Below are 20,575 nucleotides of genomic sequence, written 5' to 3'. Positions count from 1 at the left end.
ACGACTCCGATTCGGTGGGGTGACAGTTAACAGTCCCCCTCGGTGGCCCGCGCTCGCAGCGTACATCTCGGTCAGGCGGATCAGCCGCTGTGACCGGTCGCCTCGGTGCAGCTGCTATCGCGGAGCCTGCTCCGGAGCCGCGTATCGCGCACCCCGACCTGTCTCCGCTGTCTCGACAGACATATATGAATGACTGTTCAATCGATCATCTATGAGCTCACAGACGGACCGGCTCGAACGACTCATCACCGAAGAACGTGGTGGGTGCTGCGAAGCCGATATCGAGGAACGACTGGATTCGCTGCGCTCGTATCGGTCGGCTGCCTCCGCCAACCCCGACGCCGAGCTAACGGCACTCAAGACGCTGGGAAACGATACCCGATACAACATCGTCCGATTGCTGACGACCGCGGACCGGGAACTGTGTGTCTGCGAGATCAACCCAATCTTCGACGTCAGCGACAGCGCGATCAGTCACGCCCTTTCGGACCTCTACGACGCCGGGCTGGTCACGCGGCGAAAAGACGGGACGTGGCGGTACTACGAGACGACCGACCGGGCCGAGGCGCTTCTGAGGGCCCTCGACGAGACGCGTGAGGGTGATCGATGAGCGACACACCAGTTCGTGTGGCGTTCGTGTGTGTCCAGAACGCCGGGCGGTCACAGATGTCGACTGCGTTCGCCGAACAAGAGCGGGAACGTCGGGGTCTCGAGGACCGCGTGGAGATTCTCACCGGCGGCACGCATCCCGCTGTACACGTCCACGACGTCGTCGTCGAGGTGATGCGCGAAGACGGCTTCAATCTCTCGAATCGCGTGCCACGGGAGATCTCGACGGCCGAACTCGAGTCGTGTGACTACGTCGCCACGATGGGCTGTTCGACGCTCGAACTCGACGCTGACGAGTCCGATGTCGACATTCGTGACTGGGCGCTGGACGATCCAGATGGGAAAGACCTCGACCGAGTCCGAGAGATCCGTGACGAGATTCGCAACCGCGTTCGTTCGCTTTTCGACGAGATCGAACAGGAGTTGGGCAAGAGTGACTGAAACGTCCGAATCCCCGTCGGAGTCCGGTCCCGACGTACAGACACGGCGGAAGGGGTGGGTCGCCGATGAGTAGCGTCGACGCCCACGACCACGGCCCGAACTGTGAGTGTGAAAGCTGTGGCGACCCGCGGTCGATGGACTTCCTCGATAAGTACCTCACTGTCTGGATCCTCGGGGCGATGGCCGTCGGCGTGGGACTCGGATTCGTCGCCCCGTCGGTAACCCGGCCGATTCAGAACTTGCACCTCGTCGAGATCGGGCTCATCGCGATGATGTACCCGCCACTCGCGAAGGCCGATTACTCCCAGCTGCGAGCGGTGTTCAGCAACTGGCGTGTCCTCGGGCTGAGCCTCGTGCAAAACTGGTTGATCGGCCCGACGCTCATGTTCGGGCTCGCCGTGATCTTCAGTGGGCTCGTGCCGGGCCTGCCTGCTCGCCCCGAGTTCTTCCTCGGTCTCGTGTTCATCGGGATGGCCCGCTGTATCGCGATGGTGCTCGTCTGGAACGAACTCGCAGAGGGCTCGACCGAGTACGTCACCGGGCTGGTGGCGTTCAACAGCCTCTTCCAGATCATCACGTATGGTGTCTACGTCTGGTTCTTCGGACTCGTCCTCCCGCCGTTGCTCGGGATGGAGACCCTCGTCGCGGGCATCGAGACGTTCAACGTGACCCCGATGCAGGTGTTCCAGGCGATCGTTATCTTCCTCGGCATCCCGTTCGTCGGCGGGTTCCTCACGCGGTACGTCGGCACGCGAGCCAAGAGCGAGGCGTGGTACGACGAGACCCTGGTCCCGAAGATCGACCCACTCACGCTCGTCGCGTTGCTGTTTACGGTCATCGTGATGTTCGCCACGCAGGGCGAGAACATCGTCGCTTCCCCCGGTGACGTGCTCCTGATCGCCGTCCCGCTGACGATCTACTTCGTCGTGATGTTCCTCGTGAGCTTCGGGATGGGCAAGGGCATCGGCGCGGACTACTCGACGACGACGGCTATCGGCTTTACGGCCGCCTCGAACAACTTCGAACTCGCAATCGCGGTCGCCGTCGCGGTGTTCGGCGTCGGCTCCGGCGTCGCGTTCACGACCGTCGTCGGCCCGCTCATCGAGGTACCCGTCCTGCTGGCGTTGGTCAACGTGGCCCTGTACTTCCAGCGCAAGTTCGATTGGAGTGGTGCCACGACCGGACAGCTCGGCAGGGCTTCCTCCACACCGCCAACCGAAGACGACTGAGGGCGCGACACGCCCAACAAAGGCGCCCTCGTCGCCCGTCGCCTCGGTGCCGTCTACGTCGTAAGGGCATCCGGGGCCAGATTGCTGCTGCCCTCGCCGACAACCGGCGTCAGGTTCGGAACCGACATCGAGGGCTTTCTGGTTGGACTGCCCCGGGTGCAACACCCCATCCAGTCGCGGTAGCGATCGCGTACCCACGACCGTCCGGTCAGCGACCGGGGACGGTGGCGGGGTCCGTGACGAGGTCCGGGTGGTCCTCGAAGACAGCGTCGGCGGTGTGCTCGCCGCTGATGAGACACATCGGCATCCCGATGCCCGGCGTGGTGTACGCGCCGGTGTAGTACAGTCCGTCGCGGCCCGCCCGGTGGCCCGGCCGGAGCGGCCCGGTCTGGAAGAGGGTGTGGGCCAGGCCGAGCGCGGTCCCGTCGGGGTCGCCGTAGTATTTCGCGAACTCGCTGACGCAGGCCGACTCCTCGACGACGATGCGGTCACGCAGGTCGACGCCGGCGTGGGCCGCCAGGTCGTCGAGCACCTGCTCGCGGAACCGCGCCCGAACGTCCGGGCCGTCGTCCAGGCCGGGCGCGATGGGCACGAGGACGACGACGGCGTGGTGACCGTCGGGTGCGACGGTGTCGTCGGTCTTGGACGTGACCGAGAGGTAGTACGCCGGGTCGTCGGGCCAGCGCGGCGACTCGAAGATGGACTCGAAGTGGGCGTCCCAGTCGGTCGGGAGGACCAGCGTGTGGTGTTCCAGCGGCTCTAGATCCCCCTCGACGCCGAGGTAGAGCATGAACGCCGAGGGCGCGTAGGTCCGGTCGTCCCAGTAGCCGGGGTCGTGATCGCGGGCCCCGGAGTCCAGCAACTCGCGTTCGGTGTACGCCGGGTTGGCGTTGCTGACCACGAGGTCCGTCGTTCGCTCCCCGGCGTCGGTCGCGAGCGTGAACTCGCCGGCCGACCCGTCGATCCCCTCGACGGTCACGCCCGTCTCGATGGTCACGCCCGCCTCGCGACACAGCGTCGCGAGCGCGTCGACGACGCTGGCGATGCCCCCCGTCGGGTAGAAGACGTTGAGGTTCAGGTCGACGTGACTCATGATGCTGTACAGCGCCGGCGTGTTGTGCGGGGACCCGCCCAGGAAGACCAGCGTGTACTCGAGCAACTGCCGGAGCTTCGGGTGTTCGACGTACCGGGCGACGTAGTCGTCCATGTTCCCAAACAGGCGCAGACGGGGCGCCAGCGGCAGGAGGTCGGTGTCGACGTAGTCTCGGAACCGCTCGCGCCCCTCGTAGACCACCCGGTCCATCGCCAAGTCGTAGTTGCGCTCGGCGCCCGCGAGGTACTCATCGAGGGCCTCGCCGGCGCCGTCCTCGTAGGACTCGAATATCTCTCTGACCTGCTGGCGGTCCGGCCGGACGGTCACCGAGTCGCCGTCCTTCCAGTGGACCCGGTACTGCGGGTCCAGTCGCTCCAGCTCGTAGTACTCGCCGGGGTCGCGCTCGAAGTGGGAAAAGAAGCGCTCGAAGACATCCGGCATCAGGTACCACGACGGCCCGGTGTCGAAGCGGAACCCGTCGCGTTCGAGGACGCCCGCGTGGCCGCCCACCCGGTCGTGCTGTTCGAGCAAGGTCACGTCGGCCCCGGCCTGCGCGAGGTACGCGGCCGCCGACAGGCCGCCGAAGCCGCCCCCGACGACTGTCACTTCCGAGTCCGTGGAGAGCCCGTTCGCCATACGCGTGCTGTCGGGACTGGGGCCTTGAGAGGCTGACCCGCGTTTTCAGTCCCCGGGATTCCGAGCGGCGTTTATGTTGCGTGTATCGATAACACACGGCTGATGAGCGCGCTCACCCAGGGGTTCCTCGACCGATGGCACCGACGCGCTGACCCACATCCGTCGCTGACGCTCTCCCGGGCGACGCTCGCCGTCCTCGCCGTCGCCTTTCTCGTCGCCCGGGCCGCCGGGATCACTGTCCCCTTGCGCGCCCAGATGGTCGTGTATCTCGTCGGGATGGTGGCGCTGAACCTCCCTCACGGGGGGTACGAGCACTTCGAGAACCTCCGTCGGCGCCGTCCGACGTTCCGCTGGCGGTACGTCGGCCTGTATCTGGGCGCCATCGCGGCGTTCGTGGGCCTGTTGCTGGTCGCCCCCGTCGCCGGCCTGGCGCTCGCGCTGGTCGTCGCCATGGCCAAAGGCGGTCTCAGCGGCGTCAAGGTGATGGACGCCACGACCGGGAGCGACCACCTCCGCACTCGGCCCCAGCGGTACCTCGCGGCGGCGGTCCGGGGCGGCGCGGTCATGCTCGTCCCCCTCTTTTTCTGGCCCGACACCTTCCACACGTTCAGCGCGCTGATGGTGGGGCTGGTCGACCAGGGAGCGCTGGCGCCGTACACCCAGTACTTCGACACCACCCGCCTGCTCGCGGGCGTCGGCTACGGCGCGGGGCTGGTGGCCCACGTGGCGCTGGGGTACGTCCGCGGCGGTGGCCGGTCCTGGCTCGTCGACGCCGGCGAGTCGCTCCTCCTGGCCGGCTTCTTCGCCGCCGTGCCCGTCCTCGTGGCGGTGGGCCTGTACTTCCCGTTCTGGTACTCAGCGCGGCAGGTCGCCCGGACCCAGACCCTCGACGCCGACCCCGTCGGCGACGCCGACTGGGACCTGCTGGGCGGGGCCGACGCCTCGACCGTGGCCCTTCGCGCCTGGGGCGTGCTCATTGCCGGGGCGCTGGCGACGTTCACCGTGCTGGCGGCGGTCTACTGGGTCGTCCCGAACCCGTTGGCCGGCGCCGGCCTGCTGCCCGGCGCGGTGGCGTTCTGGAGCATCTTCATCAGCATCGTCGCGTTCCCGCACGTCGTCGTCGGGTCGGTGCTGGACCGAGAACGGGGTATCTGGTACGTGCCCTGAGCGGATACACGTCTCTCGGCCGCCTCCGGGTAGCAGTGCTGACGGTTGTCTCAGACTGCTCAAGGCAATCCGGTGGTGGTATAGGGAAACCGCCTCTGCACTCACGACTCACGATCTATCCACAGTGAATGTGTTTAGGGCGGCTACCGAGCCCGTTCGTCCCGTTACTGTTCGTCCAGCAGCTGAATACCGCGCTCCACGACGGCGTCCGTCACGAAGAGACTCGTCTCCCGCTGGAGCGCCCGCATGAGGGACGCCGCTTCGCCCCTTTCGATCAGTCCCCGTCCGCAGCCGAGCGCGATGACGCCGATGGAGCCGTGTACTTCGACGCCCACGTCGGAAGCCGCCTCCCGGGCGACGAGGTCGTCCGTCAGCAGGACGACTTCGTGTTCTTTCGCGACGGCTATCGCGGCGCGTTCTCCGGCGTCCAGTTCTTCGGTTTCGACGTGGCGTTCGTCGGCTTCGACGCGTTCGTACGGGATATCGGACAGCGCGTCCGGAACGCCGCCAGCCTCGACTTCCCGGTACACCGTTTCCGGAACGAGGAGCGTGTCGAATACCGACAGAAGGTCGAGTGAGTCGATCTCGGCGAGGTGAATGACCGGTCCCGCGTCCGGGACGGCCGCAAGCATCACGCGTTGAGTCCCCAGTCAACATCCTCCTCGACGACCGTACGCTCCCGTTCGGCGCGTTCGACCTTCGTCCGACCGACTCGCTCGATGGCCTCCTCGCGGTCGAGTTCGCCGTCGAGGTACCGCGCGAGCACCAGGTCCTCCCACAGGTCTTCGAGGCCACGTTCGAGTGCTCGCTCGAAAACCTCGGACTCGGGAAGGCCGCGCGCCTCCGCAATCTCTCGAACTCGGTCGGAAATCTCGGCGGCCATACTGTGTGCTTGCTCGGCAACGTTCTTAAAACCGTGTCTGACCTCGATGATGAACTGACCGGGGCCTATGTCTACCGTGGCCACAACTAGATACCCTTAGAGACTCCGTCTCCCCTCAAAATGGCGGCCTCGGCACTCATAGGGTTCGTCACGGCCCGGGAGTCACCCGAACTCGGCCCTGGGGGTTCGTCATCGGCCGGGCGGGGATAGACGCCCCCGCGCCAAGACGGTTGTCCATCGCGCACAGGGGAACAAACGATAAACCGCGGGAGAACCTCCGGACGGGTATGAAGCGACGTCGGTTCCTGGGGCTCGCGGGTGCGAGTGCCGTCGCCGGACTCGCGGGCTGTGGCGGCAGCGAGACGACGGGGGAGTCCATCGAGGACCACCCGGCCGCGGCGGACCTGGTGAACCAGCCGCGACAGGGGGACCTGAACGGCCACGTCGTGCTCGCGTTCGAGGACCCGTCCTGTGAGCGCTGTGCCGCCTTCCACGAGAACACCGTCCCGACGATGCGGTCGAATCTCGTCGACCCGGGGCTGGGGCCTACGTCGTCCGGACCTACCCGGTCATCTTCCCGTGGGGGGAACCGGCCACTTACGCGCTGGAGGCGACCTTCGCCCGGGACGCGGCGGCCTTCTGGTCCCTGCTGGAACACTACTTCGCGGCCCGGTCACAGTTCGACCGGGAGAACGTACTGGACCTGACCGCCGACTATCTCGACAGCGAAACCGACCTCGACGGGGCGGCGGTTGCGGCCGACGCCGAGAACCGGACCTACGACGACCAGGTCCAGGCCGACATCCAGGCCGCCGAGAACGCCGGCCTCGGGCAGACGACGCCCATCGTCCTGCTCTTTCGCGACGGGAACTTCGTGACGAAGGTCAACGGGAGCATCAGCTACGAGGTCATCGCCGAGGCGCTCGGGGAGGCGGACTGATGGGCGCGATGCGGCAGGCGATTCGGCTGCCGACCCGGCGCGACGACTGGCGGCTGATGGCCCGGACGGCCCGGCTCGTCCTGACACTGCCGACGTACGCCGTCGTGGCCGTCGTGGCCGCCGTCGTCGCGCTGACGGTGTTCGTCGTCTCGCTCAACGTCACGCTCGTGCTGGACCTCGTCGTCGGCGGGTCGCTGCCCCTCTCGAGTCGCCTGGTTGTGCTGACCGAACTGTACCCCTTCGTCGGCACCTCGTTCCACCCGGCCCAGGGCCTCTTGCTGGTGGTGGTCGCGCTCCTGGCCGGCGTCGACGTCGCGCTCGCGGCCTATCACTTCCGGGAACACGGGCTGGACCTCCAGCAGGGGGGCGCCGGGGCCGCGGGCCTACTCCTGGGGACGCTCGGTGCGGGGTGTGCGGCCTGTGGCTCGGCGGTGCTGCTGGGCCTACTGTCGCTGCTGGGCGTGTCGACGTCGCTGCTCTTCCTGCCGCTTGACGGCCTGGAGTTCGCGCTGCTCGCGCTGGCCGTGCTGACGCTGTCGGTGTACTGGCTGGCCGAGGGGATGCGCGGCGGCGAAATAAACGGCTGTCCGGTCGACGTCTGAGGCCGGCGAAGGGACAGCGGCTTACGTCCGGCGGTGGGCGTCCACGGTAATGGGTAGCGACCGGACCGTCGGGGCACTGACCTGGGCACTCTTGCTCGCCGCGACGCTGGGCTACACCTGCCTGATGTTCGCCTGGTTCTCGCTGCCGGCGTACCTCTCGACGCTCATCGAGGCGTTCGGTCTGACCGGTGCGCAGGCGGGGTTGCTCGCGGGCGCCGTCCCGCTGACGTACGTCCCCGTCGCGCTGTTCTCCGGCGTCGTCGTCGACCGCGTGGGCCCGTTCAACGGGCTGGCGGTCAGCGTCGCTCTGGTCGGCATCGCCCAGCTGGGTCGGAGCGCCGCGACGGGGTTCCCCGCCATGCTCGCGTTCACGGTGGTGCTTGGCGTCGGTGGCACCGGCATCACCTTCGGCCTCCCGAAGCTCGTCTCGACGCTGTTCCCGAGCGGCCGGACCGGCCTGCCCTCGTCGGTGTACTTGCTGGGCGCCTCGGCCGGGACGGCGAGTGCCTTCGCCATCGGCCGCCCGATTCTCGGGCCGGCGCTGGGTGGCTGGCGACCGCTGTTTTACTACACTGGACTCTTCGCGCTCGGGTACGCCGTCGTCCTGGGTGCTCTGGCGGTGTTCGGGCCGACACCAGGTCGCGGTTCGAGCGCCCCGTCGTTCTCCCGCGAGTCGATGCGCCGCGACCTGGCGACCATCCTCCGGCACCGGGACCTGCTGCTCGTCGTCGCCGTCGGGACCATGTACCTCCTCGTCGTCCACGGGATGCAGGGCTGGCTGCCGACGATTCTGGAGGCCCGCGGTGCGGCCCCCGGGCGTGCAGGTCGTGCGACCGCGCTCCTCGTCGCCGCGAACGCCGCCGGCGTCCTGCTGGTCCCGGCCGTGACGGACAGGATGGGTCGTCGCCGTGACGCCATCCTGATCTGTGGCGGCGGTATCCTGGTCGGCGTCGGCACGGTCGCCGCCGCCGGAACCGGGCTCGTCCTGACCGCCGGCGTCGTCGCGACGGGCCTCGGGGTCGGCGGCCTCGCGCCGCTCGTGCGCGTCATCCCACCGGAACTCGAAGGCATCGGGCGCGCTCGCACGGGCCTCGCCGTCGGCCTGGTCTTCGCCGTCGGCGAGATCGGTGGCTTCCTCGGGCCGGTGCTCGTCGGGACGGGCCGGGACCTGACGGCGTCGTTCCTCCCGGGGCTCGCGTTGCTCGCGGCCGGTGGCGTCGTCGTCGTCCTCGCGGGCAGTGCGCTCCCGTCACTCGACGGGTGAGCGGGTCGCTCAGTTCGTGGTCGTGATCTCGATGACGTCGCGGTGGTCGAGCTCGGAGTCGGCGCCGACCTGCCGGCCCGAGCGGACGTCGTGGGCGTGCAGGAAGCCGTCGCCGATGTCCGAGTGCAGGAAGTACGCGAAGTCCTCGGCGGTCGACCCGTCGGGCAGGACGAAACAGTCCTGGAGGAAGGTGCCGTCGTCCTGGGGTTTTCGCGCGCCGGGAAAGACGGCGATGGCCGACAGCTCCTCGAACAGCGCCGTCTCCAGGGCCTGCTGGACGCCCGTGCCGTCGAAGTCGCCGACGAAGTCCCGGATCTGTTCGAGGCCCTGCTCCTTCTGTGCGGGCAGGTCCGCCGTGACCTCGAAGTCGTCGTCGCCGGGGCGATAGTCGAGGACGCCCTGCTCGTCGCCGTTCTTGAGCGCCTTCTCGGCGTGGGCCGACACCGGGACGAACGTGAGGTGGTCGTACGCCGGGTCCGCGGTTATCTCGTCCCAGTTTGCCTGGGCTGTCTCGGTGTCCATCTTGTTGGCCGCCACCAGCATCGGCTTGGTCCGGATGCGGATCTCGCGGGCCAGCACCTCGCGGTCGTCCTCCTCCCAGGTCTCCGGCTCGAGTTCGAGGTCAAGCGAGAGCACGACCTGTTTGATCTCGTCTTCGTTGATCTTGAACGCCGACATCTGCTCGGCGAGGTCCTCCTCGATGGCCTTCTCCTCGCCGTGGTAGCCCGAGTGGTAGCGCTCGATGCCCTTCTCTAAGATGTCGAGGTACCACATGTCCAGTTCCGCCTCGAGGAAGTCGATGTCCTCGCGGGGGTCGTGGTCCTCGGTGGGTTCGCCCTCGAGGTCCGTCTCGCCGGTGAAGTCGACGACGTGTATCAGCACGTCGGCCTCGTTGAGGTCGGTGAGGAACTGGTTTCCAAGGCCCTTGCCCTCGTGGGCGCCTGGAACGAGGCCGGCCACGTCGACGAGTTTCGTCGGGACGAACCGGACGCCGTCGGCGCAGTACCCGTGGTTTGGGGTACAGGCGTGTTCGAACTCCGGGGCGGCGCACTGCACACGGACGTACGCCTCGCCCACGGAGGGATCGATGGTCGTGAAGGGGTAAGCCCCCTCGGGCACGTCGTTCATCGTCGCGGCGTTGAAGAAGGTGGACTTGCCGACGGAGGGTTTGCCGACGAGTCCGATCTTGTAGCTCATTGGGTGCCTAGAGCGGAATCGGCGGCTAAAACGTTGCGAGAGCCATCGAGAGCGGGTGTGCGTCGCAAACCCACGCCACCAGGCCGCGCACTCTGGGCCCGAGCGGGGTCGGGTACCGACCTCCCGACCGACTCACAGCCCGGTGCGTTCGCGGGCGGCGGCGACGACCAGCGGCAGGGTGATCGTCGCGTCGGCGTACACCGAGACGTTGCGGGCGTCCTTCTCGAGTTTGCCCCACGAGCGGGCCTCGTCCAGCGTCGCCCCCGAGAGTCCGCCGGTGCTGGAGGGGTCCATCGTCAGCTGGACGGCGTAGTCGTAGGCGTCCGGCGAGACCAGCATCGTCTGGAGGACGTAGTTCTTCGGGACGCCCCCGCCGACCACCATCGCGCCGGCGCTGTCGGCCTCGTAGGCGATGTCCGTGATCTGGGTCATGTCCGCCAGGGCGTCGACGGTGAACTCGCTCGTCTGTGCGTACATCCACGCTTGCAGGCCCAGCACCGAGTCCTGGAACGCCGGGCAGTAGACCGGCACGTCGTGTTCGGCGGCCGCCGCGAGCACGCCGGCGTCCTCGGCGACGTCCTCGCGCTCGTTGACCTCGGCGTTGGCCCGTCCCATCTCCTCGGTCATGCGCTGGATGGAGACGGTCCCCTCCGATTCGAGCACCGGGAACACCTCCTCGCGGAGGTGGCCTTCGAACAGCGCGAAGTGCTCCTGGGGCAGGTAGACGTTGTAGATGCGGTCGACGCCCTCGTCCCGCAGGTTCTCGTCGTGTTCCCGTTCGGTCCGGTCCGCGGGGGTAACCTCGCCGTGGTGGTGCTTGCCCCCGATGGCCTCGATGGTGTCGTGGGTCAGGTTCGCCCCCGTCGTCACCAGGACGTCGATGTGCCCGTCGCGGATGAGTTCGCTGACGATGGTGCGCATCCCCGTCGGCACCATCGCGCCCGCCAGGCCGAAGAAAGTCGTCACGTCCTCGGCGAGCATCTCGCTGTAGACGTCGACGGCCTCGTGGAGGTCGCTCGCGCCGATGCCGGCCTCGCCGTAGCTCTCGGCGAGTTCCCCGACGGTCATCCCCGCCCGGACCTCCGCGTGGCCGATGGGGTCGTGGCTGAACGTCTCGCGGTCGTCGTGGTCGGTCATCGTGGTCCAGTGGTCGGCCCGACGGCTTGAACGGCGTGGTTCGCGACGACAGCCGGGCCGCTCAGGCGAGTTCGAGCGCCGCCCCACAGCAGTCAGACCGGTAGCGCGCTCGCTCCCGGACGAGCTTGCAGTCGCGGTAGCGTCTGGCGACCAGGTCGCCACAGGACTCGCAGGTGAGGACGTACTTCGGCTCCGAGAAGGCCGGACAGTGGACGTCGGTCTCCAGGTCCGCCGCGCGCGCCCGGAAGGCGGCGCCGTGGTCGGTCGTCCCGTCGCGCTGGTACTGCTCGACGTGGACGAGTTCGTGCCGGAGCGTCGCCGCCCACTCCGCGCGGTCGAACGCCTCGAAGGCGGCCCAGGTCAGCGACACCGTACAGGGCAGCGGACGGCCGTCGGCCCCGTCGACGCGCTCCCAGTCGTAGGGCTCGCCGACCGTCGCGTCGGGCAGTTTCGGCCGCTTGACCGCCGCCGCCCGCCGCTTGGCCCGGGTCGACACCTCCCAGTCGACGAGGTCGAACCGGACCGAGACGCCCCACTCGCGGCGGACCTCGCGGCAGTAGGCCCGCGACCACGCGAGGAGGTCGTCGTGGCTGTCGACCGCGTCGTAGGCAGGGGGCTCGGTCACGGCAGTGGTCTCGCTCGCTCCGGCTAAAGCCCTGTCGGGCAGTCGACGAACGTGGTCTCGAGCCCCCACTCCTCGATGAGCGTCTCCAGCGAGCGGACGCCGAACGTCTCCGTGGCGTAGTGGCCGGCCAGCACGACGTTGATACCCGCTTCGCGGGCTTCGTGGTAGACTTGCTGTTTCCCCTCGCCGGTAATCAGGACGTCCGTGCCGGCCTCGACGGCCTCGTCCAGCCAGTCGACGCCGCTGCCGGTGACGACGGCGACGTCCTCGACCGTCGACGGGCCGAAATCGAGCACTTGCACGTCCCGGCCGCCGGTGTCCAGCGCGTCGTCCAGGGTCGAGGCCAGGTCGGCGACGGTGGTCGGCTCGGTCAGCCGGCCCTGCTGGCCGATGTAGACGCCACCCGTCGTCCCGAACGGGGCGCGGTTGTCCAGGTCCAGCAGGTCCGCGAGGCCGGCGGCGTTCCCCAGGGTCTGGTGGCCGTCCAGCGGGAGGTGGGCGACGTACAGCGCCAGGCCGTCGTCGACCAGCGGCGCGATCCGCCGGTAGTGGGTCCCGGTGACCCGCTTCATGCCGCCCCAGACGATGCCGTGGTGGGTCACCAGCAGATCCGCGCCAGCGTCGTTCGCGCGGTCGATGGTCTCGACGGCCGCGTCGACGGCGACCGCGACGGTCTCGACCGGTTGCGTCGCCGGCCCGACCTGCAGGCCGTTCGGACTCGCGTCGACGTCGGCGTAGGCGTCGATGTCCAGTCGGTCGTCGAGTCGTGCCGCGATGTCGCCTGCGTTCATAGACGGGCGTTCAGGTCCACCGCTGGTATGCTTTTCTCACTCCGTGCTGACGAACTGTCCGTCCTCCTCGCCGATGAGGCCCCGCTCTATCGCCGCCTCGGTGATTGCGTCGAACTGCTCGGGGTCGATGTCGTAGGCGTTGACCGCCACCTCGCGAATCTCGGCCCGGTCGACCGGGAACGGGCGGTTCTGGAGCAGGCGCATCACCTTGCTGTACTCCAGCCTGGTGAGGGACGGCTGGTCGTCGTCCGCACCGTTCGCGCTCGCGTCCTCCTCCGTGTCCGATGCCGTGGCAGCACCCGCCTCGTCTGCGTCGTGGTCGTCGGCAACAGCACCGTCGTCCGTCTCCGCGGCGCTCCCCGTCGAAGTGGTCTCGCCGGGCTCCCCTGCACTCGCGGCCGCCGAGGGCTCGGCCGTCCCCTCCGTGTCCGCGCCAGCCTCGGGACTGTCGTCGACCGGGGTCTCGTTGGCGTCGCCGACCACCGTCGGGTCCGGCTGGGGCTCCAGTCCAGACTCGTCGAGGAGCCCGCTCGTGTCGTCGTCGGCCGCCGCCGTGTCGCTGGTCGTCGGGCCCTCACTCCGGGCCTGGTCCGCCCGGGCCGCCGTGACGACAGTCTCGACGACGGTGGCGAGCTTGCGGCGGCAGGACGAACAGAGGACGACGGTCTGCTGGGTCTGCTCGCTCGGGTGTAACTGCTTGGGCACGACCGGATACTCGGAGAGCGATACGTCGTGGGCGACGCCACAGAAGTAACACGACGAGAGACGGTCCATGGTCGGTCTATTCCGTCGCCCCTAATAAAACGGTCCCCGGCGGTTTCAGGGTGTCCCGGGTGCGGGGTCGGGCAGGTCGTCGCGCATCCGCTCGTCACTCAGGTCGTGGAGGTGATGGTCACAGAGGCGCGGCGTCTCGGGCGTCACGTCGAAGTCCACGCCGTGGATGTGGACGTCGCCGTCGACCTGGACTGTCACGGCTTCCCACTTGGGGAGGGCCATGAACCCGTCGCGGTCACAGAGGACACAGCCACCCTCGCCCTGTTCGTACCGGTCGAGCGACTTCCCGAAGAAGGTCGCGATGCAGTTCGTACAGAGGCAGCCGATGGCCTCGTCGCGGACGACGTCGACCACCGCCCGGTTGTACGCGCTCCGGAGCCGACAGGCCGTACAGTGTAGTGCTGTGCCCATCCTCGCTATCTCGCCACACACCGGACCCGCGTAAAACAGTTGCTAACAGGGCTATATCGGGGTATGTAGCGGTCCGGTCTCGAACGTATCTACGCCGCGTGGGCGAAGACGAAGGCCCGCAGGAGCTTCGCCGCCAGCGTCGCCGCCTGCCCGTCGTCCCGGTCGTTGACCTCGACGACGTCGAACCCGACGGCGTGGGGCGCCACGGCCCGGACAACCTCGTGCATCTCGGTGGGGGCGAGGCCGAACGGTTCCGGCGTCCCGGTCCCCGGCGCGAACCCGGGGTCGGCCGCGTCGACGTCGACCGAGAGGTAGGCCCGCTCGCCCTCGATGTCGGGCGTCCAGTCGCCCACGTCCTCCGGCGGGACGACGGTCACGTCGGCCTCGGCGGCCCGGTCCCACTCGATCTCGGAGCCGGTCCGGGCACCGAGTACGACGGCGCGGTCCGCGACGTCCAGCGCGTGGTGGGTCACCGTCGCGTGCGAGTACGCGTCGCCGGCGTAGGACGCCCGCAGGTCCAGATGGGCGTCGAGACAGACGAACACGTCCGGGTCGAGCGCGCGGACGCCGGCGACGGAGACGGTGTGTTCGCCGCCGACCAGTAGCGGCGTCGCGCCCTCGCGGTCGAACTCGGCGACGGCGCTCTCCAGGAACGTGAGGTACTCCGCGGTGTCGGCCGTCGGGCCGACGTCGCCGTGGTCGTAGACGGCCAGTTTCGTGAACTGCTGACCGGTGTGGTGGTCGTAGTCGTCGAACCCCTCGGCGAACTGGCGGACGCGGCGCGGGCCGAAACGGGCCCCGGGCCGGAACGACGTGGAGGCGTCGAGGGGCGCGCCCACGAGCGCGTAGTCGGCGGCCTCGCGCGCCGCGCCAGCGCCGGGGAACATCCTTACGACCGGGTGATGAGGCGCTGGTCCTCGTACTCGAGGTATTCGATCTCGTCGTCGGGCTGGAGGTCGACGTCCTCGGGCTGTCGCATCGTGAACGTCTCGTAGGTGTCCAGGTCCATCACCTGGGCGTCGTTCCCGTCCGTCGAGACGACCTGGCCCTGCTTCCGGGTGATGATCGGGACCCATACCTTCGCGTCGACCGGCTGGGACAGCGACCGCTTCTTCTTGTCGAAGACGCCGCGGGCGTCGATGCGGGCCTTCGCGCTGCCGTGCTTGCCGGGCTTTGCCGTGCTGTAGGAGTCGATCTTGCACGGGGTGTCCTCGATCATCACGTAGCTGCCCTCGTCGAGTTCACGAACCTCGGTCTGCTCTTTTGCCATACGGCGGGATTGCTCCCGTGCCGGTATAAACGGTTTGGAATGGTGCAAGCGCGGTCGTCGGGCCCGTTCAGGACCCGTCGCCGCCCTCGTCGTCGAACGAGGTCGCGAGCCCACCGGAGGGCTCCACCTCCCGTTCGCGCATGCTCTGGCGGGTGAACTGGGGCTTGGCTCGCACGCCCTTCTTCGTCCGGAACGACCACCACAGGCCCGCGAGGAGCGCCAGCACGACGGCGCCGGCGACGGCCGCGACGAGCTGGGTCGACTCGGCGTAGAGGAACGCCGTCGAGAACAGCGTGCTCGCGAGCACCATGCCCATGATGAGCCGTTTGGTCATCCGCTCGAGCAGGCGGTCGGAGTCCTCGATGTCGGCCCTGACGACCAGGTCCTCGCGCTCGACGCGGTCCAGCACCGACTCGAGCTTCGGCGGGATGCGGACCGCCGACCGCGTGGCGTCCTGAATCTCCTGGGCCCGGTCCTCGACGAAACTCCGGGCGCCGGCAGCGATGAAGCCCTGCGACTGGAGGTACCCCGTCGCGACCTCGATGAAGTCGAAGTCGGGATCCAGGGTCACACAGACCCCCTCGACGACCGTCGCGACCCGCAGGACGAGCGCCAGGTTCGAGGGCAGGCGCAGCGGGAACTCGTAGATGGTGTCCTCGACCTGCTGGACGATCTGCTGGACGCGGTACTGCTCGATGTCCTCCCCGCGGGCGTCCGCGATGGCCAGTTCCATCACGTCGCCCATCACCTGTCGATCGGCCTCCGGGGAGAGGGTCCCCATCTCGATGAGGGCGTCGAGGATGGCGTCGATGTTCTGGTCGGCCACCGCCGCGTAGAAGTCGACGATCTTGTCCTGGACGAACGGGTCGACCCGACCGGACATCCCGAAGTCGTAGAAGACGAGCGTCCCGTCGGGCTGGACGGCGAGGTTCCCCGGGTGGGGGTCGGCGTGGAAGACGCCGTCGTCGATTATCATCTGGAGGTACGCCCGCTGGAGCGTCTCGGCGAGCTCGGTGCGGTCGATGCCGCGTTCGTCCAGGTCGTCGATGTCGTTGATCTTCGTCCCGGGGACGTACTCCATGGTCAGCACCCGGCGCGTCGAGTGGGAGTCACGGACCGTCGGGATGCGGATGCGGTCGTTCTCGAGGAAGTTCCCGCGTATCTCGGTCAGCATGCGGGCCTCGCGCTCGTAGTCCATCTCCTCGCGGATGGTCTTGGCGAACTCGTCGGCCAGCGTCTCCAGCGAGAACGACCGGGCCTCGCCGACGAAGTACATGATGACCGGGAGCGACCACTTGATGACCCGGAGGTCGGCCTCGACCAGGTCCTCGATGCCGGGCCGCCGTATCTTCACCGCGACCGGGTCGCCGTCGACGGACGCCCGGTACACCTGGCCGAGCGAGGCCCCGCTGATCGCCTCCGTCTCGAACTCGTCGAAGCGGTCCTCGACCGGGCCCAGGTCCTCCTCCAGGACGACCTTCGCCTCGTCCCAGGCGGCGGGTGGCACCCGGTCCTGGAGTTTGGAGAACTCGTCGATGTACTCCGGCGGGAGGATGTCCGGGCGCGTCGAGAGCAGCTGTCCGAGCTTGATGAAGGTGGGCCCGAGAGTGAGCAGCGAGTCCAGCAGCGCCTGTGCGCGGGCGCGGCGCTGTTCGGGCGTGACCTGCCGGGCCGCCCCGAACAGGACGAACCGCTTGCGGTCACGGGCGTACGCCAGCAACAGCGGGAGGAACTGGCGGGCGACGACGAAGAATCGCCAGTAGGCGCGGAAGTTCACCGACAGGGCACCCCGATGTCAGGCCTCGTCGATGGGTATCGTCGTGCTCGGCGCGGCCGATGCCTTCGGGAGGCGGAGCTCTAAGACGCCGCGCTCGACGGTGCCCTCGGCCCCGCGGCCGGTGGCGTCCGGCGGGAGCGGGAGCTCGACGTCGAGAAACACGGACCGGTCCTCGCGGACGAACCGGAACTCCCGGGGAACGTCTTTGGTGCGCTGTCCCTCGATGATGAGTCGCCCCCCCTCGACGCTGACGTCGAGGGTCCCGGCGTCGACGCCCGGCAGGTCGAGGACGAACAGGTAGGCGTCTTCGGATTCGAGTACGTCCGCAAACACGGCATCGGGGAGGTCTCGTAACGCCTCTCGCAGCGCTGACATACCCGCTCCTTGGGGTGGCGGTGCGTTAAACCCGGCGGTCGGAAGCGCGTGCCGCGTGAACAGGGAACAGGGCCCACGCCGGATCTCTTCACGGAACGACCGACGCGAGAAACCCAAGCAACACCAGCGTGAAGACGGCGCCCACGACGAGTCGCCACAGCGCCCCGCGGGCGATCCGCCAGGCGGTGCCCCGCTCGCTCGTATCGGAGATGACGAACGCCGGCGCGCCGTCGCCCGCCCCGACGACGACGTCGACGAGGTTACTGCCCCACTCCGGTGCGGGGCCGCGACGGGCCACGCCGTAGACGTAGACCCGCTCGCCCACGTCGAGACGGCGTTCGGTGAACCGCTGTCTGTTGCCGACGTGCAGCTCCGTCACCAGCAGGTTCACCGTCCGGTCCTGGGCCTCGACGCTGTCGGTCGACGCGACGTAGCGCGCCAGGCGGTCGGGCAGTTCCGTCCCCGGCGGGACGGTGACGCTGTGGGCCTCGAAGTGGACGTCCGCGCCGGTGGGATCGACACGGACCCGGTCGGTGCCGTCGTCGAGGACGAAGTCGACGCCGCCCTGCCCCGAATCCAGCGTCTCCCAGTGGGTAGTTTTTCCCGAGGAGCGCCGCTCCTCGACCTCGTAGGTGTAGGCCAGACACTCGCTGCCGGTGAACGGGGCGGTGACGGTGCCCTCGTCGCCGGCGACGGCCGTCCCGAGGAGTTCCACGGGACCGGTGTATCCAGACAGCGACCGCACCGGCATCGGGTCGTTCCGGAGCACGTGATAGACCGGAACCAGCTGCCGGAGGCCGGACCAGAGGAGGTAGAGGCCGACGGCGGCGAAGCCGAGGGCGAGCAACTGCGGGAGGACCATGGTGTATGGGCGCACTGGACGGGGATTAAATCTTGGTCGACCCCGCGGCCGGCAGACCCGGCGCTTTTTGCCCACCGACCCGAGGTGCGGGTATGACCGTGACACCGTCCGGGGATGGGGGTCGGCTCTCGCTCGAGACCGCGCGACGGACCCTCGGCGGCTACGCGGTCCCGGTCGACCGGACCGACCGGGTCCCGCTGTCGGTGGCCGTGGGCCGCGTGCTGGCGACGGACGCGACGGCGAACGCGCCCGTCCCGGGTGCCGGCCTCGCGCCAGACGACGTCGTCTTCGAGGCCGGGACGCAGGTGCGCCCGGGCGACGTCGGCCTGCTGCGGGCCGCCGGCGTCGGCGAACTGCTCGTGAGACAGCGCCCGCAGGTCGGCATCGTCCCGACGGGCGACGAGGTGGCCGCGCCCGAGGCCGGCGGCGAGGGCGGTGTCGAGACGGCCGGGTTCACGCTCGCGCAGTACGTCGACCGCTGGGGCGGGAAGGTGACCTACCGGAACGCCGTCGCCGACGACGCGCCCGCGCTCCGGATGGCCGTCCAGCGAGACCTGACCCGCGACGTGGTCGTGGTGACGGGCACCGACCCGGGCGACACGCTCCGGTCGGTGGTCGCCGACCTCGGCGACGTCGCCGGCGACGGCATCGCCGTCGACCCCGGCGGCGAGACGGGCCTGGCCGTCGTCCGGGACCGCCCAGTACTCCTCCTGCCGGAGTCACCCGTCGGCGCCCGCGTCGCGGCTGTCCAGTTGCTCAGGCCGCTGCTCAAGAGTTTTGCCGGGGCCCCGCTGGCGCCCCATCCGACCCGGACGGCGACGCTGACCGACGGGCTGGCGAGCGACGCGTCGGTCCGGTCTTACGTCCCCGTCTCCGTACGGGACGGTGAGGCGACGCCGATGCCGGGCGCCGACCTCGAGACGGTGACGCGGGCCGACGGCTGGGTCACCGTCCCGTCGGGACACGAGGGGTTTCCTGCCGGGGACTCCGTGGCCGTCGAGAACTGGGACTACCTGCCCTAGCGGAGGTCGAGCAGCGACTCGACGCGGTGGTCACCCATCACACAGTAGCCGTCGGCCTCGTGGGAGCGGCGCTGGACGTGGACGCCGTCGAGGCCGGCGTTCCACGCCGCGCCGATGTCCGCGGGGTTGTCGCCCGCCAGGACGCCCACGTGGCCGTTGTGGGCGACGCCCATGTCGCGCATCGCCAGCTGGACGGGCGTCGGGTCGGGCTTCCAGCCGATGTCCTCGTCACAGCAGACGACCGTCTCGAACCAGTCGCCGATGTCTAAGTGCTCGAGCACGGGGTCCGTGAGGTACTCCTGGCAGTGTGTCACCAGCCCCACCGGTTCCGGCTGCTCCGCGAGGAACCGCTCGGCGTCGTCGTAGAGGTACGTGGCCTCGGCTCGCTTCCGTGGGTCCTCCTCCTCGTGGAAGACCGCCCAGAACCGCTCGGGGTCGATTCCCTCGTCGGCGAGGAACCGGTCGCGCGCGCCGCCGAAGCCGTACCAGAGCGTTTGCACCTCCTGGTCGGTGAACCCCACGCCGAGTCGGTCGCCGACCCGGTCCATCACGTGCCGGGGATACCAGGGCTCGATGTCGACGAGCGTGCCGTCGAGATCGAACAGCCAGAAGTCGTACGGGCCGGTCATCAGGGGACTGCGATGCTAGGTGCGAGACCAATAAAGTCTTTCTGCCCCTACTACCGTGGTAGAGAATACCTTACAAAGACCGGTCGGCGACTGGGAGCCTCAGTCGCTCGCCTCGACGCGAATCGAGCTCCCGAGGTACTTCGAGAGCACCTCGGTGACGTCGTCGGCGTTGAACGCGTCGAGGTCCGCCGCGATGGCGCTCTCGAGGTCCTCGAGATAGTCGTCGGTCGTCTGCAGTTCGCGGAACGACGCCGAGACGACCCGGACGTCGAGCGCCTCCGTGGCCAGTCGGCAGAAGTGCGCCTCGTCGGCGAGGTTCCCGCGCCAGCAGTTGTCCCGAAAGAACAGCCACCCCTCCTCGCCCGGTGGGTCCGCCCGGCGGTACAGCGTCGTCTCGAAGGTGTCCGGGTCGGTGGACAGATCCGGCGTCGCCGGGTCGAGCCGGAACTCGATCTTGAACACGTACCGGACCGGGGCGTCGCGGGGAGGCGTCGGCGCGCCCTCGGTCGGGGGCATCTCAGTCGTAGATGCCGTTGAGCCGCTCGGCCAGCTCGATGTCTTTCTCGGTGATGCCGCCAGCGTCGTGAGTCGTGAGCCGGACCGCCACCTCGCCCCAGGTGATGGTCATCTCCGGATGGTGCCAGGCGTCCTCGGCCAGCCCCGCCGCGGCGCTCAGGAAGCCCGACGCGTCCAGGTAGCCGTCGAAGTCGAAGGCCCGGACGATCTCGTCGTCCTCGCGCGCCCAGCCGTCCGGCATCCGGTCCGCTATCTCGGCGTCGGGGAGTACGTCTGCCATGTCCCATCAGTCGGCTGCCAGGTGCAAAACAGTTGCGTCGCCCGT

25 protein-coding genes are annotated in these 20,575 nt (G+C 68.8%); 8 read left to right on the top strand and 17 right to left on the bottom strand.

From position 1 onward, the window contains the following. Window positions 1-211: 211 nt before the first annotated feature. The 3 genes from P1N55_RS06960 to arsB all read left to right on the top strand — a co-directional run bounded on the left by P1N55_RS06960 (window position 212) and on the right by arsB (window position 2,279). Window positions 212-610, top strand: coding sequence for an ArsR/SmtB family transcription factor (locus P1N55_RS06960; RefSeq protein ID WP_276278211.1), 399 nt, complete (start codon window positions 212-214; stop codon window positions 608-610). Further along, window positions 607-1,050, top strand: a complete 444-nt coding sequence (locus tag P1N55_RS06955; RefSeq protein ID WP_276278210.1) for a low molecular weight phosphatase family protein — start codon at window positions 607-609, stop codon at window positions 1,048-1,050. The genes P1N55_RS06960 and P1N55_RS06955 overlap by 4 nt, the downstream gene beginning before the upstream one ends. Window positions 1,051-1,115: 65 nt before the next feature. Then, window positions 1,116-2,279: an ACR3 family arsenite efflux transporter gene (gene arsB / locus P1N55_RS06950; protein WP_276278209.1), complete on the top strand. Its 1,164-nt coding sequence runs from the start codon at window positions 1,116-1,118 to the stop codon at window positions 2,277-2,279. Window positions 2,280-2,487: 208 nt separating this feature from the next. Here arsB and P1N55_RS06945 read toward each other — a convergent pair whose 3' ends face one another. After that, window positions 2,488-4,008 (bottom strand): phytoene desaturase family protein, encoded by a 1,521-nt coding sequence (locus P1N55_RS06945; protein ID WP_276278208.1) that lies wholly within the window; start codon window positions 4,006-4,008, stop codon window positions 2,488-2,490. Window positions 4,009-4,110: 102 nt separating this feature from the next. On the opposite strand from P1N55_RS06945, the gene P1N55_RS06940 reads away from it, so the two are divergent. Next, window positions 4,111-5,175: a Brp/Blh family beta-carotene 15,15'-dioxygenase gene (locus tag P1N55_RS06940; protein WP_276278207.1), complete on the top strand. Its 1,065-nt coding sequence runs from the start codon at window positions 4,111-4,113 to the stop codon at window positions 5,173-5,175. A gap of 164 nt (window positions 5,176-5,339) precedes the next feature. On the opposite strand, the gene P1N55_RS06935 is transcribed toward P1N55_RS06940, so the two are convergent. Together P1N55_RS06935 and P1N55_RS06930 are read right to left on the bottom strand one after the other, a co-directional pair. Beyond that, complete coding sequence (locus tag P1N55_RS06935) at window positions 5,340-5,807, bottom strand: nucleic acid-binding protein (protein ID WP_276278206.1); 468 nt, start codon at window positions 5,805-5,807, stop codon at window positions 5,340-5,342. Then, entirely contained in the window at window positions 5,807-6,058 is a 252-nt protein-coding gene (locus P1N55_RS06930; RefSeq protein WP_276278205.1) for a hypothetical protein, read from the bottom strand. Before P1N55_RS06930 ends, P1N55_RS06935 begins: the two co-directional genes overlap by 1 nt. A 287-nt stretch (window positions 6,059-6,345) precedes the next feature. Here P1N55_RS06930 and P1N55_RS06925 point away from each other — a divergent pair, with 287 nt between their 5' ends. The 3 genes from P1N55_RS06925 to P1N55_RS06915 all read left to right on the top strand — a co-directional run bounded on the left by P1N55_RS06925 (window position 6,346) and on the right by P1N55_RS06915 (window position 8,864). Then, on the top strand, window positions 6,346-6,765 hold the full coding sequence (locus P1N55_RS06925) for a hypothetical protein (protein WP_276278204.1): 420 nt from the start codon (window positions 6,346-6,348) through the stop codon (window positions 6,763-6,765). Between the two features lie 232 nt (window positions 6,766-6,997). Further along, complete coding sequence (locus P1N55_RS06920; RefSeq protein WP_276278203.1) at window positions 6,998-7,600, top strand: hypothetical protein; 603 nt, start codon at window positions 6,998-7,000, stop codon at window positions 7,598-7,600. A gap of 49 nt (window positions 7,601-7,649) precedes the next feature. Then, window positions 7,650-8,864, top strand: a complete 1,215-nt coding sequence (locus tag P1N55_RS06915; RefSeq protein ID WP_276278202.1) for an MFS transporter — start codon at window positions 7,650-7,652, stop codon at window positions 8,862-8,864. Between the two features lie 9 nt (window positions 8,865-8,873). Here the strand turns inward: P1N55_RS06915 and P1N55_RS06910 are convergent, their stop codons facing one another. From P1N55_RS06910 to P1N55_RS06860, 11 genes are all read right to left on the bottom strand, one after another. Next, complete coding sequence (locus P1N55_RS06910; protein WP_276278201.1) at window positions 8,874-10,061, bottom strand: redox-regulated ATPase YchF; 1,188 nt, start codon at window positions 10,059-10,061, stop codon at window positions 8,874-8,876. A 132-nt stretch (window positions 10,062-10,193) separates the two neighbouring features. Beyond that, entirely contained in the window at window positions 10,194-11,198 is a 1,005-nt protein-coding gene (locus tag P1N55_RS06905) for a deoxyhypusine synthase (protein ID WP_276278200.1), read from the bottom strand. A gap of 61 nt (window positions 11,199-11,259) precedes the next feature. After that, on the bottom strand, window positions 11,260-11,823 hold the full coding sequence (locus P1N55_RS06900) for a SprT family zinc-dependent metalloprotease (RefSeq protein ID WP_276278199.1): 564 nt from the start codon (window positions 11,821-11,823) through the stop codon (window positions 11,260-11,262). A gap of 23 nt (window positions 11,824-11,846) precedes the next feature. Then, entirely contained in the window at window positions 11,847-12,614 is a 768-nt protein-coding gene (locus tag P1N55_RS06895) for a Nif3-like dinuclear metal center hexameric protein (protein ID WP_276278198.1), read from the bottom strand. A 36-nt stretch (window positions 12,615-12,650) separates the two neighbouring features. Then, window positions 12,651-13,388 (bottom strand): hypothetical protein, encoded by a 738-nt coding sequence (locus tag P1N55_RS06890; protein ID WP_276278197.1) that lies wholly within the window; start codon window positions 13,386-13,388, stop codon window positions 12,651-12,653. A 45-nt stretch (window positions 13,389-13,433) separates the two neighbouring features. Further along, window positions 13,434-13,799 (bottom strand): hypothetical protein, encoded by a 366-nt coding sequence (locus tag P1N55_RS06885; RefSeq protein ID WP_276278196.1) that lies wholly within the window; start codon window positions 13,797-13,799, stop codon window positions 13,434-13,436. 89 nt (window positions 13,800-13,888) lie between these two features. Further along, on the bottom strand, window positions 13,889-14,686 hold the full coding sequence (speB, locus tag P1N55_RS06880; RefSeq protein ID WP_276278195.1) for an agmatinase: 798 nt from the start codon (window positions 14,684-14,686) through the stop codon (window positions 13,889-13,891). Window positions 14,687-14,688: 2 nt separating this feature from the next. Then, entirely contained in the window at window positions 14,689-15,069 is a 381-nt protein-coding gene (locus P1N55_RS06875; protein WP_276278194.1) for a translation initiation factor IF-5A, read from the bottom strand. A 67-nt stretch (window positions 15,070-15,136) separates the two neighbouring features. Further along, on the bottom strand, window positions 15,137-16,846 hold the full coding sequence (locus tag P1N55_RS06870; protein ID WP_276278193.1) for an ABC1 kinase family protein: 1,710 nt from the start codon (window positions 16,844-16,846) through the stop codon (window positions 15,137-15,139). Window positions 16,847-16,864: 18 nt separating this feature from the next. Continuing rightward, entirely contained in the window at window positions 16,865-17,221 is a 357-nt protein-coding gene (locus P1N55_RS06865) for an Hsp20/alpha crystallin family protein (RefSeq protein ID WP_276278192.1), read from the bottom strand. Between the two features lie 88 nt (window positions 17,222-17,309). Further along, window positions 17,310-18,083 (bottom strand): GIDE domain-containing protein, encoded by a 774-nt coding sequence (locus P1N55_RS06860; protein ID WP_276278191.1) that lies wholly within the window; start codon window positions 18,081-18,083, stop codon window positions 17,310-17,312. A 92-nt stretch (window positions 18,084-18,175) separates the two neighbouring features. Between P1N55_RS06860 and P1N55_RS06855 the strand changes: the two genes are divergently transcribed. Next, window positions 18,176-19,105 (top strand): molybdopterin-binding protein, encoded by a 930-nt coding sequence (locus tag P1N55_RS06855; RefSeq protein WP_276278190.1) that lies wholly within the window; start codon window positions 18,176-18,178, stop codon window positions 19,103-19,105. On the opposite strand, the gene P1N55_RS06850 is transcribed toward P1N55_RS06855, so the two are convergent. From P1N55_RS06850 to P1N55_RS06840, 3 genes are all read right to left on the bottom strand, one after another. Beyond that, window positions 19,102-19,734 carry an HAD family hydrolase gene (locus P1N55_RS06850; protein WP_276278189.1) on the bottom strand — a complete coding sequence of 211 codons (633 nt, stop codon included), beginning with the start codon at window positions 19,732-19,734 and terminating at the stop codon, window positions 19,102-19,104. The genes P1N55_RS06855 and P1N55_RS06850 overlap by 4 nt on opposite strands. Before the next feature lie 99 nt (window positions 19,735-19,833). Further along, window positions 19,834-20,250 carry an LWR-salt protein gene (gene lwrS / locus P1N55_RS06845; protein WP_276278188.1) on the bottom strand — a complete coding sequence of 139 codons (417 nt, stop codon included), beginning with the start codon at window positions 20,248-20,250 and terminating at the stop codon, window positions 19,834-19,836. 1 nt (window position 20,251) lies between these two features. After that, window positions 20,252-20,530, bottom strand: a complete 279-nt coding sequence (locus tag P1N55_RS06840) for a 4a-hydroxytetrahydrobiopterin dehydratase (protein ID WP_276278187.1) — start codon at window positions 20,528-20,530, stop codon at window positions 20,252-20,254. Window positions 20,531-20,575 lie beyond the last annotated feature (45 nt).

The organism is Haloarcula regularis (assembly GCF_029338315.1).
GTDB classification, from domain to species: Archaea; Halobacteriota; Halobacteria; order Halobacteriales; family Haloarculaceae; genus Haloarcula; species Haloarcula regularis.
The sequence above is the reverse complement of the archived record's forward strand: the minus strand, read 5'-3'. Positions and strand labels throughout refer to the sequence as shown.

Bases quoted from the DNA above. Each gene is read 5' to 3' on its own strand.
- P1N55_RS06960 (WP_276278211.1), top strand. From the start codon at position 212: ATGAGCTCACAGACGGACCGGCTCGAACGACTCATCACCGAAGAACGT.
- P1N55_RS06955 (WP_276278210.1), top strand. From the start codon at position 607: ATGAGCGACACACCAGTTCGTGTGGCGTTCGTGTGTGTCCAGAACGCC.
- arsB (WP_276278209.1), top strand. From the start codon at position 1,116: ATGAGTAGCGTCGACGCCCACGACCACGGCCCGAACTGTGAGTGTGAA.
- P1N55_RS06945 (WP_276278208.1), bottom strand. From the start codon at position 4,008: ATGGCGAACGGGCTCTCCACGGACTCGGAAGTGACAGTCGTCGGGGGC.
- P1N55_RS06940 (WP_276278207.1), top strand. From the start codon at position 4,111: ATGAGCGCGCTCACCCAGGGGTTCCTCGACCGATGGCACCGACGCGCT.
- P1N55_RS06935 (WP_276278206.1), bottom strand. From the start codon at position 5,807: ATGCTTGCGGCCGTCCCGGACGCGGGACCGGTCATTCACCTCGCCGAG.
- P1N55_RS06930 (WP_276278205.1), bottom strand. From the start codon at position 6,058: ATGGCCGCCGAGATTTCCGACCGAGTTCGAGAGATTGCGGAGGCGCGC.
- P1N55_RS06925 (WP_276278204.1), top strand. From the start codon at position 6,346: ATGAAGCGACGTCGGTTCCTGGGGCTCGCGGGTGCGAGTGCCGTCGCC.
- P1N55_RS06920 (WP_276278203.1), top strand. From the start codon at position 6,998: ATGGGCGCGATGCGGCAGGCGATTCGGCTGCCGACCCGGCGCGACGAC.
- P1N55_RS06915 (WP_276278202.1), top strand. From the start codon at position 7,650: ATGGGTAGCGACCGGACCGTCGGGGCACTGACCTGGGCACTCTTGCTC.
- P1N55_RS06910 (WP_276278201.1), bottom strand. From the start codon at position 10,061: ATGAGCTACAAGATCGGACTCGTCGGCAAACCCTCCGTCGGCAAGTCC.
- P1N55_RS06905 (WP_276278200.1), bottom strand. From the start codon at position 11,198: ATGACCGACCACGACGACCGCGAGACGTTCAGCCACGACCCCATCGGC.
- P1N55_RS06895 (WP_276278198.1), bottom strand. From the start codon at position 12,614: ATGAACGCAGGCGACATCGCGGCACGACTCGACGACCGACTGGACATC.
- P1N55_RS06890 (WP_276278197.1), bottom strand. From the start codon at position 13,388: ATGGACCGTCTCTCGTCGTGTTACTTCTGTGGCGTCGCCCACGACGTA.
- P1N55_RS06885 (WP_276278196.1), bottom strand. From the start codon at position 13,799: ATGGGCACAGCACTACACTGTACGGCCTGTCGGCTCCGGAGCGCGTAC.
- speB (WP_276278195.1), bottom strand. From the start codon at position 14,686: ATGTTCCCCGGCGCTGGCGCGGCGCGCGAGGCCGCCGACTACGCGCTC.
- P1N55_RS06875 (WP_276278194.1), bottom strand. From the start codon at position 15,069: ATGGCAAAAGAGCAGACCGAGGTTCGTGAACTCGACGAGGGCAGCTAC.
- P1N55_RS06865 (WP_276278192.1), bottom strand. From the start codon at position 17,221: ATGTCAGCGCTGCGAGAGGCGTTACGAGACCTCCCCGATGCCGTGTTT.
- P1N55_RS06860 (WP_276278191.1), bottom strand. From the start codon at position 18,083: ATGGTCCTCCCGCAGTTGCTCGCCCTCGGCTTCGCCGCCGTCGGCCTC.
- P1N55_RS06855 (WP_276278190.1), top strand. From the start codon at position 18,176: ATGACCGTGACACCGTCCGGGGATGGGGGTCGGCTCTCGCTCGAGACC.
- P1N55_RS06850 (WP_276278189.1), bottom strand. From the start codon at position 19,734: ATGACCGGCCCGTACGACTTCTGGCTGTTCGATCTCGACGGCACGCTC.
- lwrS (WP_276278188.1), bottom strand. From the start codon at position 20,250: ATGCCCCCGACCGAGGGCGCGCCGACGCCTCCCCGCGACGCCCCGGTC.
- P1N55_RS06840 (WP_276278187.1), bottom strand. From the start codon at position 20,530: ATGGCAGACGTACTCCCCGACGCCGAGATAGCGGACCGGATGCCGGAC.